The organism is Colwellia sp. MB3u-8, assembly GCF_014076985.1.
Taxonomy (GTDB): Bacteria; Pseudomonadota; Gammaproteobacteria; order Enterobacterales; family Alteromonadaceae; genus Cognaticolwellia.
This window is the reverse complement of the sequence record NZ_JACGVA010000058.1, coordinates 395,881-410,429: the sequence shown is the minus strand read 5'-3', so window position 1 is coordinate 410,429 and position 14,549 is coordinate 395,881. Positions and strand designations below refer to the sequence as shown.

The window sequence follows — 14,549 nt, the reverse complement described above, 5'->3', positions numbered from 1 at the left end:
AACGCATCAGGAACTATTTTGACATTAACATTAAACGAATATATCACGGCTTTTACTCAAGAAAAGCATCAAACTTCTTTGAGCCAATTTGGTCGAGGTATAGAACGTGAAGCACTTCGGGTGCTACCACAAGGCGGGTTGTCTGAACGCCCGCACAGTGAAGGATTAGGCTCGGCGTTAACCCATCCTAATATTACCACCGACTACTCAGAAACTTTGATGGAATTTATCACCCCGGTGAGCTATAAACCTGAAACGGTTATTGCCCAACTTGAAGATGTGCAAAAGTTTACCTTAAGCCAACTTGATGGTGAGCTATTATGGCCAATGAGTATGCCGTGCTTTGTTGATGATGACGATAAAATACCCTTAGCTCAGTTTGGTAAATCTAACATAGGTAGAATGAAAACTGTTTATCGCCAAGGCTTAAAAAATCGCTATGGCAGCATGATGCAGGTTATCTCTGGCATACACTTTAACTTTTCCTTTCCACAAAGTTTTTTTCAATCGCTGCAAGCCATCGAAAAAAATACTGATGACATTGATGATTTTACTTCTGATAAATATTTTGCATTGTTAAGAAACTACAAACGTTTTTGCTGGCTGATCCCATATTTATATGGCAGTTCACCCGCTATTTGTGGCTCCTTTTTAAAAAATAAACCGACTGATTTACCGTTTAAAAAAACCGAAAAAGGTTATTTGTACCTTGAGTATGCCACGTCGTTACGTATGAGCGATTTAGGTTATACCAACAGTGAACAGTCATCGTTGCAAATTTGCTATAACAACTTGTCAGGCTACTTAGACGGGGTGCAAAACGCGATTAACTTACCGTCGAAAAAATTTGAGAAAATTGGTATTAAAGTGGATGGTAAATACCAACAGCTCAATAGCAATGTTTTGCAAATAGAAAACGAATTATACGCGCCAGTGCGACCAAAGTGTGTTGCTAAAGCCGGCGAAAAGCCATCAGAAGCTTTAAAAAATAGGGGTGTTGAATATATTGAAGTTAGAGCACTTGATGTTAACCCTTTTTCTGCCACTGGTATAACGGTTGAACAAGTGCGGTTTTTAGACATTTTTCTGACTTTTTGTATGCTGGAAACGAGTCCAATACTTGACTGCAAAGCACAGGCAACCAGTGAAGAAAATATGGATGCTGTGGTAGTAAGAGGTCGTGATCCAAGCTTATTATTACGAGATATTACCCAAAGTAGTACAGAAGACAAGCTAGAAAACAGCGCAGCAGAAAAGTCTGTACAGCAATGGGGTGGCGAAATTTTCGCTAAAATGGCAGGTATCGCTACGTTATTAGATCAAGCTAATGACAGTAAGTTATACAGCCAAGTACTGGCGGCGGAAGCGGCTAAAATTAACGACGCGAGTTTAACGCCGTCAGCACAAATTTTAGCGGCAGTGGTGGATGAAAATCAATCATTAACGAAGATGGCCCTTGCTAAGGCTGTTGATTATCGCCAACAGCTTTTAGCTAATGATTATCAAGAGTTTAACGCAGAATATTTTATTGAAACCGTCGCCGATTCATTGCAAAAAAATGCCGATATTGAAGCAAACGATAAAGTAGATTTTGATACGTTTTTACAGGATTACTTCTCCTGAGTAACATTTAGCTTTTAATATCACGGTAATTTGATTGCCATTATCCGTGGCGGTTATGATCGTTCGTAACCGTTACCTAAGTTGTTGGCAAAACTTTCAGCAAAAAAAAGCGCGTTAAGGTAGTAACGCGCTGTAAATAATAAGAAAGCAATCCAGGAAGGTCTTACTTTCATGTATTATGACTGGCTACTTCGTTGTTAGTTCATTTTTCATACGATTAATTTGTTCTTTCTTCCTCTTGCTTACTTCCTAAATGAACACTCAGCAGTAGCTGTAGCTTGCCTCCATGATATGGACGTTTATTTTGCCTATTTTATAATCAGAATGATTCACCACCAAGTTCATCAAAGTTAACTTAATAGTTAAAATAAGTTTAGGGTAAAAAAAGCTGCCTAATATTGTAGATTAAAACAATGAATCTGCTGTGAAATAAATAAAGTTACTAGCTAGTACGCGCTTATTCCCGAAATGTAACTATCATAACTAAAAAGGTAATCAGTGCCAAAACTTAGATAAATTTTATATAGTATGTAGAGTCTATTTGAATATGATGTGATTATAGTGTTTTTATTTTATGCATCAGAAAGTTATGCATCAGAATAGAGCTCTCCAAGCGGGTGTTAGAAAAAAGTGTCATATATGGCGACTTTAATCTGAAAATTCGACAATATTCTGGCATGATATTATCACTCAAAACTAAGTAACTGCATTCATGGCCTTTTTTAAAACACTTATTATTTCTGCGTTAGCTTGCTTAACGTTATCAAGTTGCGCGACTAGCCCACCAAAAAATCCTGAAAATTTATGCGAAATATTCCGTGAACATAGAGATTGGTACTTTATTGCCAAAGAAGTGCGCGAACGTTGGGGTGTACCTATTCATGTGCCGATGAGTATGATGTATCAAGAAAGCTCATTTAAAGCAGGTGCATTGCCTCCTAGGGACTACCTGCTAGGGTTTATTCCTTGGGGTAGAGTTAGCAGCGCTTATGGCTATTCACAAGCAAAAACTATGACTTGGGCAGACTACGTGAGAGAAACTGACAATGCCGGTGCTGATCGTGATGACTTTGAAGATGCTATCGATTTTATGGGTTGGTTTATTTTTAAAACTCAAAAAATTAATAAGGTCTCTAAATGGGATGGCTACAACCAGTATTTAAATTATCATGAAGGTTGGGGCGGCTTTAAACATAAAAGTTATAAGAAAAAACCTTGGTTAAGTAAGGTGGCCCGAAAAGTCGATCGTCGTGGTAAGCGTTATTCAAGTCAGCTTAAAAGCTGTGAAGAAGAACTTAATCATGGTTGGTTATGGCGTTTATTTTTTGGTGGCTAATTCGTTTACTATGACAGAGGTTAACAAGTTTTTAGCCTCTCGTTATTTTTTCGCTTTATTACTAACAAGATTACTAGCCGTTATTAAACCAAGGGTAAGCTTTACCCCACTTAAAATTACCTGTGTCTTACACCGCTTTACTGCAACGTTTTAGTAGTTAGTTCCATAGCATAGTTCTTGCCAAAGTTGATAAAAAGAGTATTATTTTTTAACAACTCAGTGTGAATAAGGGCTGGAAAATAAACTCAGTGATTTTTAAAAAAAACTTCATTTTATTTCGAAAAATAGATTGCAAAATTCAAAGGCTATTTGTTAGAGGGCTCGCATTTGTTATCCACAGAAATTGTGGAAAAATCGTCTTCAGATCTAGAGCTGTGCATAACCTTGTTAGTAAGTCTCGTTGGCGAACATTCTATCCACAAAAAGCTATATAAATGAGCTGGAAATGCTTTGGGGTAAGTGTTATTTACTGATCGGCATTATAAGATGAAATGAATAATTGAGGACGGTAGCTCGCTATTAAAGTTAACTTATTAAAGCTTAGTTATCGAAGAACTCATAAGAAAAAAGACACCCTTGACTTAGGTTCAACGGTGTCTTTGCGCGAAAAGCTAGTTTAGCCTTTAAATCGCTAAGATTTAATACCGTCATAAAAATCAGGTAAAATTCTAACGGTTTTGATCATATTGTCTTTTACTGCGATAATTTCTAGCGGGTAGCCTGCTATTCTAACGCTTAAGTTTGCTTCTGGAATATCTTCAAGGTATTCCAAAATTAAGCCATTGATCGTTTTTGGGCCATCAGTAGGGAAATTCCAGGCCATTTCTTTATTCACGTCACGTACGGTGGCACTGCCATCGACTAAATAGCTACCGTCGGGTTGAATATTTACTTCATCACTGGTGGTTGGCGTCATCGTTGTAGTGAAATCACCGACAATTTCTTCAAGAATATCTTCTAAGGTGACTAAACCTTGAATATCACCATATTCATCAACCACTAAGCCTATGCGCTCTTTTGCATGTTGAAACTTTAACAGTTGCACATTGAGGGGAGTACCTTCAGGAATAAAATAAATTTCTCGCACAGCACGTAACAAGGTTGCTTTGGTAAATTGTTCTTTTGAGACTAATCGCAAGGCATCACGCATGTGAACATAACCTACTACATCGTCAATATTGTCACGATATAATAATACTCGGGTATGGTTTGACTGGGTAAGTTGTTTTTGGATGCGTTTCCACTCGTTATTGATATCGATGCCAACCAGTTCATTACGCGGGATCATAATATCTTCAACAGTGACATTTTCTAAATCGAGAATACCTACTAGCATGTCTTGATCTTGAGATTTCAATAAGGCACCTGATTCATTTACCACGGTGCGTAATTCTTCAGAGCTTAAACTGTGTTGTTCACGTTGTTCTGAACTAATCCCTAATATGGCTAATATGCCATTGGTGATCCAATTGACGGCAATAACGAAAGGGTAGAGTAGCTTTAAAAGTAAAACTAGGATTAATGAACTCGGAAACGCGACTTTTTCTGGATACAGTGCGGCTAAGGTTTTTGGCGTTATTTCAGCAAAAATCAAAATAACTAACGTCAGCAACAAACCGGAATAAAACACGCCTGCGTCGCCGTACAATCGTTGCGCTATGATGCCGGTAATTAGGGTGGCAAAAATATTGACTAAGTTATTGCCAATCAGGATCAGGCCAATTAATTTATCTGGTTTTGCCAGTAATTTACTCACCCTTTTTGCGCCACTATGATTTTGTTTTTCTAGGTGTTTTAACCGATACCGGTTAATCGACATCATGCCCGTTTCAGAACCAGAGAAATAGGCTGATATGAATATGAGAATGCCGAGTACGACAAACAGCATATCGGTAGAGATGTTATCCAAAAGGGATCCTATTGATGAGTTATTTATAACCAGTATTACAAGACCAAAGTGGAAAAGTAATACAAAGTTAACTTATACCCTAAAAATTATAATAAGAGAAATTCTTTCACAAATCGGCTACCAAAATAGGCCAAAGTCAGTATGAAGGTGGCAATTACGGTTAATATGAGTACCCGTTGGCCGCGCCAACCTTGTTTAAAATGTCCCCATAACGTTAAGAAGTAAATGCTGCAGGCGATCAGCGATAAAATAGTTTTATGCGCATTTACTTTTGAGATCATGCCGTCAAGAAACAAAAAGCCTAATGCTTGGCTGAGCAATAGGCAGATGCTTCCCAAGAGTAAAATAATATATAACTGGCGTTCAACTTGCATTAAAGGCGGTAAGTGATGCACGGCTTGTATATTTTTACTTTTTAATTTTTTATTGATATAGGCTACTTGAAAGGCATACAAAGTGGCGATAACTAAAATACAATAGGCAATAAGGGCTAAGGTAATGTGGCTTAACATGGCAAGCTTATCGGTAACAATCTCCATATTACCTATCGGTGAAATGAAAATCATACTGAGTTGCCAAAGGCCGGCAAAACCATAAATCACGGGTAATAATAAATTAACTTTGAAGCGTAAAGCGACCGTAGAAATAACTAAGGTAATAATTAAACTGACCAGAGAAACCACATTAGGTAGCGAGAAATTAAGGTGGTTATGGGTAAATAAAAATTGTGAGCTACTTAATACATGAAAAACAATCGCCAAACAGGCAAAAATCAAGGTAATGATTAAGTTTGGTCCTTTCGGATGAAATAAACGCGATAAAATTGATATCGTCGCCACGCTGTAGCATACAAACGCAGCAAATGAACTGATACTTGAAAATTCCACAAAGAGCTCCAAAAAAATTAAAAATTGTCCACAAGGTAAATAATACGGCTAGTTAATATTTACTATAGCGATTCTAGCAGAACCGCTAGCAGACTCCATACTATTGTTTATTTTATATCAAGAGTTTACGCAAAGGTTTAATGGCTAAGAATGTTAATATGCCAAGACAAGTTAAGCCAAACCAAAAAGGTATTAACTGGAGACTGTGTTGCATTTGCTGACTAATATCAATGTTAAAATAAACTAGCCCCCAGTCCAATAATAAACCAAAACTAATGGCAGAAATGCTAATGCCTAAAAGGTACTTTATTAATACGCTACTACCCATTTCATTTTTAATAACGCCTAAAGTAGAAATGTTAGTGGCCGGCCCTGCCATCATAAAGACTAATGCAGTACCTGGAGAAATGCCTGCCATAATAAAGCCAGCGGCAATAGGTGTTGAGGCAGTAGCGCATATATACATAGGAATCGACAGTGCAATCATCATCAACATAGCGCCTAAGCCACTGCCATAGCTTAATAAAAATGATGTAGGTACAAATGTTCTTACCGCAGTGGCAAACAATAAGCCTAATAATAGCCAGCGCACTAAGTCATCAATTAATTGTGTTGCGCTGTAGCGAATGCCGGCCAATGTTTTCGCTATTACTGAATAGCTAAGTACTGAATGGCTAAGCTTTGTTGACTTGCTCGTACAGCATGAGCTTGTTTTTTTAGCCATTTCAGCCGCAATAGGGGTTGTGCTTTTTGCACAGCAAGGGGTTAATTCACTATGCGTGTTGTGGCTTTTTACTCGGGTAAAGCTCTCTTTGGATGTTGCAACTATCATACCGGTAAAAATTGCCGATAATATTGCCGTCATGGGGCGATAAATGGCGAGAATAGGCCCTAACAAAGCATAGGAAACCGACACCGAATCTACGCCAGTTTCAGGTGTTGCGACTAAAAACGCTGCAGTGGCAGGAGCTGAAGCTCCTGAGCGTCGTAGTTCAGTCGCCACAGGGATCACGCCACATGAACATAACGGTAATGGTGCACCAATAAATGCCGCTTTAATAATGGCTTTATTACCATGACCTAAATGCCGGCTTAAAATTTTAGTGGATACCCAAGCTTTCATTAGGCCGGCAATAAGCAAACCGAGCAATAGCCATGGGCTAGCTTCGACACTGAGCTGTAATAAATTGTCAAAAAATAAAATAAAGGTATTCACACTTGGTCCAAAAGTGAGGTAATTACCGAGAGTTTATCATAAATTTTTTCACTGTTATTGATCTATAACCCCGCTTTTCTGTCTACATATTGTGAGATTAAATCTCATCATTAGCTTAAAAACATAACTTCTACTTTCGCTAATTAATTGTACGGGTATAATAGAGGTAATTTTTTGCGCAAAGTTAATATTTGAGTCATTTATGTTTGAAAATCTTTCCGATCGTTTAACGAAAACACTAAAAAATATCAGTGGCCGTGGTCGCTTAACTGAAGACAATATAAAAGAAACTTTACGTGAAGTACGGATGGCATTATTAGAAGCTGATGTCGCTTTACCGGTTATTCGCGATTTTATTGCCAAAGTAAAAGAAAGTGCTGTTGGGCAAGATGTTTCTAAAAGCTTAACGCCAGGTCAGGTTTTTGTAAAAATTGTTCGTACTGAACTTGAAATGGCGATGGGTGAAGTTAACGAAGCCCTTAACCTAAAAACAACGCCGCCAGCCGTTGTGTTAATGGCCGGCTTACAAGGTGCAGGTAAAACGACCTCTGTTGCTAAGTTAGCTAAATTTTTAACTGAGCGTGAAAAGAAAAAAGTACTTGTGGTGAGTGCTGATGTTTATCGCCCCGCAGCGATTAAGCAACTGGAAATGTTAGCCACTGAAATTAATGTTGGCTTTTTCCCAAGTGACATTAACCAAAAGCCTATTGATATTGCCAACGGTGCGATTGACCACGCGAAGAAAAACTTTTTTGATGTCGTTATTGTTGATACCGCCGGACGTTTGCACATCGACGGCGAAATGATGGCTGAGATCCAACAGTTACACGCCGCCATTAACCCCATTGAAACCTTGTTCACGGTTGACGCCATGACAGGTCAAGATGCGGCTAATACCGCTAAAGCCTTTAATGATGCTTTACCATTAACCGGTATCATCTTAACCAAAACTGACGGTGATGCCCGTGGTGGTGCGGCGTTATCTATTCGCCATATTACCGGTAAACCTATCAAGTTTATGGGGGTTGGCGAAAAGATTGAAGCCTTAGAGCCTTTTCATCCAGACAGAATTGCTTCTCGTATACTGGGTATGGGCGATGTACTTTCTTTAATTGAAGAGGTAGAGCAAAAGGTTGATCGCAAACAAGCCGAAAAATTAGCGAAAAAAGTAAAAAGTGGTAAAGGTTTTGATTTAGAAGACTTTCGTGACCAACTTGTGCAAATGAAAAGCATGGGTGGCATGATGGGCATGATGGATAAATTACCCGGTATGGGCAATATGTCAGAACAAGTTAAAGGCCAAATGGATGATAAAGTCACCATTCGCATGGAGGCTATGATTAACTCTATGACCAAAGCCGAACGACAACGCCCTGACGTTATTAAAGGCTCACGCAAGCGTCGTATAGCTGCCGGTTCGGGTACGCAAATACAAGACGTCAATAAATTGCTTAAACAATTTACGCAAATGCAAAAAATGATGAAAAAAATGTCAGGTAAAGGCGGCATGCAAAAAATGATGCGCTCAATGAAAGGCATGATGCCTCCAGGTGGTGGCATGGGCGGCGGTATGCCGGGGCGTTAACCTGTTAAGCTAAATCATATTTTGAAACTAAAAAAGGTAGCATATGGCTACCTTTTTTGGTTTCTACACTTTTATTTTCTAGAGTTTGATGACAGAAACCTGTTATAAATCAATGCTATAGTCTATTGTTTTCCTTAATTCAATGTGGGTCATAGCGGCTAAGTCAAGCGCTTTTATTTTTAAATCTAAAGTACGCTTTAACTGCATTGATATTTTTTCTATTAAGTATTCTATTACCTAGGGCTGTTAGCATTGAGCCTAGTACCACAAAGCTGGCTCCGATATAAGCGAGAGCATTTAACTGTTGTGCTTGGAATGCTGTTGGCCAAATTTGCTCAGCTATAGTGGCAAACATCACGGTAAGTAAGGGGGTTATCGCCAAGGTTGCACTCACTTTGGCGGTTGACAGATATTCTAATGACTTGGCAAAAGTGCCATAGGCAATGAGGGTGTTAGCGCAGCAAAAAAGTAACAAAAGTAATGCAGTATTATCTAAAGACTTTATTTTTTCCGGGCTTGCCAAGGGTAAAAAAAACAGGGCACTTAATAAGTAAATACACCACATTATTTGGTTTGAGCTGTAATAACGTAGCATTTGTTTTTGCATGATTGCATAGGCCGCCCAAGTTATTGCCGCCCCAAACATAATGATAAAACCAAATAAAAAATCATTGCTATCAATGCCACTGCTATTAATAAATTGTTGATTAAAAAACAATAACAAACCCGAGATAAGTACCAAAGAGCCGACCATTTGACCACGGCTAAAGTGTTCCTTCATTACAACAACACTGCCCAGTAACATGAAAAATGGCGCCATTTGAATGAGCATTTGTGCAGTTTCTACGGGTATATAGTGCAATGAAACTAGATACAGTATGTAGTTAAAACTCAACAGAATGGCAGCAAGCAATAGTCGTTTCATGACGCTAGTTTGTTGCAGTGCTGAGCTAGGTATTTTTCTGGATGCTGATAAAAATAGGGTCACGAAAAATGCAGCGAATACGAAGCGATACCAAGTAATAGTATAAGCGTCCATTAATAGTAAAACAGATTTTAGCGCTAAAGGCAGTAATCCCCACATAATAGCCGTGGTCATCGCTAGCATTAATCCTTTTATACTAGTGTTTGCAAGCTGAGTCATAGATTTCCCTAGCTAGAAAGAGTGAATTAAAGCGCGGGTATATGGCGCCTAGTTTTGCAGACGTGGATTATATCGTTATATTGGTAACACAGGTAACTAATTTGCGAAATAATTCATCGAAGGCTAGCTTTAGGTTGCTTTGTCAACAGAAAAGCGTAATATACGCGAGCTTTTCTGTTGCTTAGTCGACGGAAATGTCTGGGAAATTCGTTTTAACACTTAAATTATATAGAGGACGATATGGTTACCATTCGTTTAGCTCGTGCCGGCGCAAAGAAGCGTCCATTCTATCAGGTTGTTGTTGCAGATAGCCGTAACTCTCGCGATGGTCGTTTCATCGAGAAAGTTGGTTTTTTCAACCCTACAGCGCAAGGTCAAGCGGAAAAATTACGTTTAGACTTAGACCGTGTCAACCATTGGGTTGGTCAAGGTGCAACTGTATCTGATCGTGTGGCCAAATTAATTAAAGATGCTAACAAAGCAGCTTAATTTAATTGGTAGGTTTTAGGAGTTTGTTGTGGAAGTTATTGGTAAAGATGTCACTTTAGGTAAAGTAGGCGCAGTCTACGGTATCAAGGGTTGGTTGAAAATTCATTCATTCACAGATGACCAAGAAGCCATTCTAGACTATTTTCCTTGGTCTTTAAAATTAGGGAATAAGATTCAATCAGTAGAGATTACCGATTGGCGCAAACATAACAATGGTCTTGTGGTTAAAGTTGCAGGTATTGATGATCGCGATGTAGCCCAAAAGCTAGTGGGATCAGAGATATTTGTCAGCGAAGAGGCGTTATCAGACTTACCTGAAGGTGAGTTTTATTGGCGTGATCTAATCGGCATGGCCGTAGTTACTGACAAAGGTTACGACCTGGGTCGGGTTTCCGACATAATGGAAACGGGCGCTAACGACGTACTGGTTGTTAAAGCTAATCTGAAAGATGGCTTTGGTAAAAAAGAAAGGTTAATACCTTACTTAATGGACCAAGTTATACTTTCGATAAGCGCTGAAGATAAACAAATTTGTGTTGACTGGGACCCAGGTTTCTAACTTGAGTAAGAGTGTATTAACAAACATGCTTAGTGATAAGAAAATGTGGATTGGGGTGATAAGCCTTTTTCCCGAAATGTTTGACGCAATTACTGAGTATGGGGTGACAGGCCGAGCGATACGTAATGGTCTAATTGAGTTTCATAAGTGGAACCCAAGAGATTTTACTCATGATAAACATCGCACTGTGGACGACCGACCTTACGGTGGCGGCCCAGGGATGCTTATGATGGTTCAACCATTACGTGATGCTATACAAGCTGCAAGAAAAGCTGCAGATGAAGATAGCAGCCTTGATCTTATTAAAGACAAGGGTAGAGCGAAGGTTATTTATTTGTCGCCGCAAGGACGGAAATTGGACCAAGCTGGCGTACGTGAATTAGCACAACATGACCGACTGATATTTATAGCAGGACGTTATGAAGGTATAGACGAGCGACTAATAGAGTCTGAAATTGACGAAGAATGGTCGGTCGGCGATTATGTCTTAAGTGGTGGGGAATTACCTGCTATGAACATAATCGATGCCGTAGCACGCTTTGTGCCTGGAGTATTAGGACATCAACAATCAGCTGAGCAGGATTCATTTTCTGACGGTTTATTGGATTGTCCACATTACACTCGGCCAGAGGTTATGGACGTTTCGGTAAACGAAGCAAAGTCTGTTCCTAAAGTGCTATTAAGTGGTAATCACGAACATATAAGGCAATGGCGCCAATATCAGTCGTTAGAAAGAACTTGGACTAGAAGACCGGAACTTTTAACTAACCTAGCTCTGACAGCAGAGCAGCAAAAAATGTTAATTGCCATTAAGGCTGATAATATAAATACTGCTGATGACTGTGAAACCTAGGAAGAAGGTATTATGAGTAATATTATTAAGCAGCTCGAAGCCGAGCAAATGAGAACAGATGCACCAGACTACCGCCCAGGCGATACAGTTGTTGTACAAGTAAAAGTTACAGAAGGTGAAAAATCACGTCTTCAAGCATTTGAAGGTGTTGTAATCGCTATTAAAAACCGCGGCATCAATTCTGCATTCACAGTTCGTAAAACTTCGAACGGTGTTGGTGTAGAGCGTGTATTCCAGACACATAGCCCAATCGTTGACTCAATTGTAGTCAAACGTCGCGGCGATGTACGTCAAGCTAAGCTATACTTCTTACGCGAGCTATCTGGTCGTAAAGCACGTATTAAAGAGAAATTGGGAAAAAGATAATTCCCCTTTAATACGCGTATTGTTAGTTAGTTTGAGAAAAGCCTGTTTGGGAAACCAAATAGGCTTTTTTGTGTGTTTTTTACTGAATTAGTTAACACCCATGTCATTAAGCTACTGCCCACTTATGCTGGTAAAAATATGCCAAGCCTGCCTATTGCATAAAATCGCTTGGAAGCATACTGCGAAGCCTCTTATTTTTTTGGAAAGGCATCAATTATACCTTAATTAGTAGACGATGCTTGTTATCTGCTTTTACCAGAAACTAACTCAATGTAATTTATGAATTTTAATCATATAAAAGCGATTAATTATTACATGTGCAACTCGATAACCTGAAAATTGGATAAGGATTGAACTCATTGCTCACCTATCGAGCTGATTTTTAGACTAAAAAATATTTGAAAGAAAAAAGGTTGGCAGATGAATAGGTTAATAGATTTTTTTTGCGATTCTGATGATTTTTGCAATCAGTTTTTAACTATATGGGAAGCTGAATTGATCGCTAATGTTACTAAAAAACGAAGACGTCAGTCAACGTTGTCTACGAGTGATTGCATGGCTCTCGTCATTGCTTTTCATCAATCAAACCATAGAGCTTTCAAGAACTTTTCTATTGGTTTATTCAAACGTATTGACGGAATAACTTTCCTACTTTGTTGAGTTACATGCGTTTTTCACACACAATTTCTGTGCTACTTATTCCTATCTGTGCCTATTTATAAATGATTAAAGGAGAGCCCACGGGCATTGATTTTTTTGGCTCCACAAGCTTAAAATATGCCATCACATTCGTATCCCAGGTAACCGTATATTTGATCTAATTGATAAAATTGTAAGGATTTATGTTGCAATTTGATGATAATTAAGTAATTCTACATCGGCAATCAAGGAAGATTGAATTAAGTCAATAGCTTAGCTCTATGCTTCTGTAGTCTTTTTTAATGTATAGGGAAATGTTTTATGAAAAAATTTATCTTATCTGCACTTGTTTTTACCCCCCTCTTTGTCGGCTGTATGGCCACATCCAATACTGATTCAGCCGCTAATTTAGATCGAAACGCTGCTGTTGCAGAGCTCACTACCCGCATGGATAACTTAGGTTATTATTACCCTGTAGAAGTACAGCCAGGCATTGATGAGTTTTTAAATATGTCGGCGATGATTCTAGAGCGTCAGCGCAATGTTATGGGTGATTATCGTACGCAAACCGACAATTACCGCGATGTTCAAGCATTTTTATATGCTCATGAAAAATCAACGCCGGAAGAATTACAAGCAGCTATAACCAAGTTTGATGCGGGTGCGACAAATAAAAATGAAAAAATAGGTGACAAAATAGCATCATATAATAAAGCTAATGAAGGCATCTACCAAAAAAATGTCGAACTTGCGACGCAACTAACCATTGAAATTGCTAAGTCAGCCATCATTTTAAGTAACTATGGACCTGAAATTGCAAAAATAACCGCTATTAATTACGGTGCTTCAGCCGTAACATCTCTTTTTTCAAGTGATGAGGAAGAAGAGGAGGTTGAAGATTCAAAAGATATTGCGACTGTGTTAATTAAGGCTAAAGACCAACTTTTTTTAGCACTAGAAGCCAACGACATTATTGAACTTGAGCAGTTAACAATAACAGCTATTAATAACCTGCAATTAGAGCAAGAAGCTAAAAGTTAATGAAAACTAGTCTATTTGCCTGTTTTTTGGCATTTACTTGCAGCTGTGCAGCTACAGATTGGCCTAACTGGGTAAGCCAACCGCTAAAAAGTGATGATTATATCACTGCGGTTGGCATTGCTGATAATCGCACAGCAGCAAAACAAGCGGCTTTAGCGGATATCGTTACTCAGTTAAGTGTCGATGTAAATACTCAACAGTTGCAACTGCTCATAAAAACAGAGGCGAAAGCAAGCGGCTACTTTGAACAGATAACTACGGTTAAAAGCTTGCCTATGACTTTAACGGGTATTAAAGAATTAAACTTTAGTCAGCAAGACCGTAAGTTTGCTTTACAAATAGGGGTTAAAAAAACAGATATAGTCAGTGCATTAACATCTGACTTATTAGTCCTTTCTCGCCTGTCACCTCCCAATGAAAATATTGAACAGCGTTTTATCTGGGCATTGCAAAATACTGAAGTACTTAGCCAAGCATCAAAGAAATTGGCAATAGTAGAGCATTTGTCTGGACCAGCCGTTTCAACACGCTCAACACTTGAGTACTTATTAACTCAACAATCCGAGGCTTTGGCAGCAATTGCATGTGAGGTTATTGGCGCCACAACAGATCACGAAATTATTTCTGCACTTAATTCTGCACTACCTCATAGTGGCAGTACGCAATTATGGATGCGCCCACAGCTACGCTGGCAATATGCAAAAAAAAATAACCACCATTCTGCTAAGGGCTTTTTAACCTTGGCCTTAACACAAAACTCCAACCCTTTTAAAGTCCTGTTGAAGCATAACATTATAGCCCAAGGACGTGCCTTAACACGTGAAAAGGCCAAACAAGACGTCATAAAAAAATTAGTACAGCAACTTAAAAAGCCTGCTAGCCAATGGCTCTTTGATATTTAG

13 protein-coding genes are annotated in these 14,549 nt (G+C 38.8%); 9 read left to right on the top strand and 4 right to left on the bottom strand.

The annotated features are described in order from the left end of the window. Positions 1-18: 18 nt before the first annotated feature. Both gshA and H4J54_RS06530 read left to right on the top strand, forming a co-directional pair. Complete coding sequence (gene gshA / locus H4J54_RS06535; RefSeq protein WP_182190086.1) at positions 19-1,623, top strand: glutamate--cysteine ligase; 1,605 nt, start codon at positions 19-21, stop codon at positions 1,621-1,623. A 712-nt stretch (positions 1,624-2,335) separates the two neighbouring features. Further along, positions 2,336-2,959, top strand: a complete 624-nt coding sequence (locus H4J54_RS06530) for a hypothetical protein (protein WP_182190085.1) — start codon at positions 2,336-2,338, stop codon at positions 2,957-2,959. 631 nt (positions 2,960-3,590) lie between these two features. Here the strand turns inward: H4J54_RS06530 and H4J54_RS06525 are convergent. The 3 genes from H4J54_RS06525 to H4J54_RS06515 form a co-directional block, all read right to left on the bottom strand. After that, the gene (locus H4J54_RS06525; RefSeq protein ID WP_182190084.1) at positions 3,591-4,868 is read right to left on the bottom strand and encodes an HlyC/CorC family transporter; all 1,278 of its coding nucleotides are present in this window, start codon (positions 4,866-4,868) and stop codon (positions 3,591-3,593) included. Between the two features lie 86 nt (positions 4,869-4,954). Further along, positions 4,955-5,755, bottom strand: coding sequence for a cytochrome c biogenesis protein CcsA (locus H4J54_RS06520; RefSeq protein ID WP_182190083.1), 801 nt, complete (start codon positions 5,753-5,755; stop codon positions 4,955-4,957). 112 nt (positions 5,756-5,867) lie between these two features. Further along, complete coding sequence (locus H4J54_RS06515) at positions 5,868-6,971, bottom strand: SO_0444 family Cu/Zn efflux transporter (RefSeq protein WP_182190082.1); 1,104 nt, start codon at positions 6,969-6,971, stop codon at positions 5,868-5,870. 202 nt (positions 6,972-7,173) lie between these two features. On the opposite strand from H4J54_RS06515, the gene ffh reads away from it, so the two are divergent. Next, entirely contained in the window at positions 7,174-8,556 is a 1,383-nt protein-coding gene (gene ffh, locus H4J54_RS06510; protein ID WP_182190081.1) for a signal recognition particle protein, read from the top strand. Positions 8,557-8,719: 163 nt separating this feature from the next. On the opposite strand, the gene H4J54_RS06505 is transcribed toward ffh, so the two are convergent. Next, positions 8,720-9,700: a DMT family transporter gene (locus H4J54_RS06505; protein WP_182190080.1), complete on the bottom strand. Its 981-nt coding sequence runs from the start codon at positions 9,698-9,700 to the stop codon at positions 8,720-8,722. A gap of 240 nt (positions 9,701-9,940) precedes the next feature. Here H4J54_RS06505 and rpsP point away from each other — a divergent pair, with 240 nt between their 5' ends. From rpsP to H4J54_RS06475, 6 genes are all read left to right on the top strand, one after another. Beyond that, entirely contained in the window at positions 9,941-10,189 is a 249-nt protein-coding gene (rpsP, locus tag H4J54_RS06500) for a 30S ribosomal protein S16 (protein WP_146879194.1), read from the top strand. Positions 10,190-10,217: 28 nt separating this feature from the next. Further along, positions 10,218-10,748 (top strand): ribosome maturation factor RimM, encoded by a 531-nt coding sequence (rimM, locus tag H4J54_RS06495; RefSeq protein WP_404851647.1) that lies wholly within the window; start codon positions 10,218-10,220, stop codon positions 10,746-10,748. A gap of 43 nt (positions 10,749-10,791) precedes the next feature. Further along, entirely contained in the window at positions 10,792-11,601 is an 810-nt protein-coding gene (gene trmD / locus H4J54_RS06490) for a tRNA (guanosine(37)-N1)-methyltransferase TrmD (RefSeq protein ID WP_182190152.1), read from the top strand. A 12-nt stretch (positions 11,602-11,613) separates the two neighbouring features. Then, positions 11,614-11,967 carry a 50S ribosomal protein L19 gene (gene rplS / locus H4J54_RS06485; protein ID WP_182190079.1) on the top strand — a complete coding sequence of 118 codons (354 nt, stop codon included), beginning with the start codon at positions 11,614-11,616 and terminating at the stop codon, positions 11,965-11,967. 960 nt (positions 11,968-12,927) lie between these two features. Further along, positions 12,928-13,647, top strand: a complete 720-nt coding sequence (locus H4J54_RS06480; protein ID WP_182190078.1) for a hypothetical protein — start codon at positions 12,928-12,930, stop codon at positions 13,645-13,647. Then, a complete protein-coding gene (locus tag H4J54_RS06475; protein WP_182190077.1) occupies positions 13,647-14,549 on the top strand; it encodes an LPP20 family lipoprotein in 903 nt (300 codons plus the stop codon). The genes H4J54_RS06480 and H4J54_RS06475 overlap by 1 nt, the downstream gene beginning before the upstream one ends.

Excerpts from the sequence above, each read along its gene's own strand:
- H4J54_RS06505 (WP_182190080.1), bottom strand. The coding sequence starts at position 9,700 with ATGACTCAGCTTGCAAACACTAGTATAAAAGGATTAATGCTAGCGATG.
- trmD (WP_182190152.1), top strand. The coding sequence starts at position 10,792 with ATGTGGATTGGGGTGATAAGCCTTTTTCCCGAAATGTTTGACGCAATT.
- rplS (WP_182190079.1), top strand. The coding sequence starts at position 11,614 with ATGAGTAATATTATTAAGCAGCTCGAAGCCGAGCAAATGAGAACAGAT.
- H4J54_RS06475 (WP_182190077.1), top strand. The coding sequence starts at position 13,647 with ATGAAAACTAGTCTATTTGCCTGTTTTTTGGCATTTACTTGCAGCTGT.
- H4J54_RS06480 (WP_182190078.1), top strand. The coding sequence starts at position 12,928 with ATGAAAAAATTTATCTTATCTGCACTTGTTTTTACCCCCCTCTTTGTC.
- ffh (WP_182190081.1), top strand. The coding sequence starts at position 7,174 with ATGTTTGAAAATCTTTCCGATCGTTTAACGAAAACACTAAAAAATATC.
- H4J54_RS06530 (WP_182190085.1), top strand. The coding sequence starts at position 2,336 with ATGGCCTTTTTTAAAACACTTATTATTTCTGCGTTAGCTTGCTTAACG.
- rpsP (WP_146879194.1), top strand. The coding sequence starts at position 9,941 with ATGGTTACCATTCGTTTAGCTCGTGCCGGCGCAAAGAAGCGTCCATTC.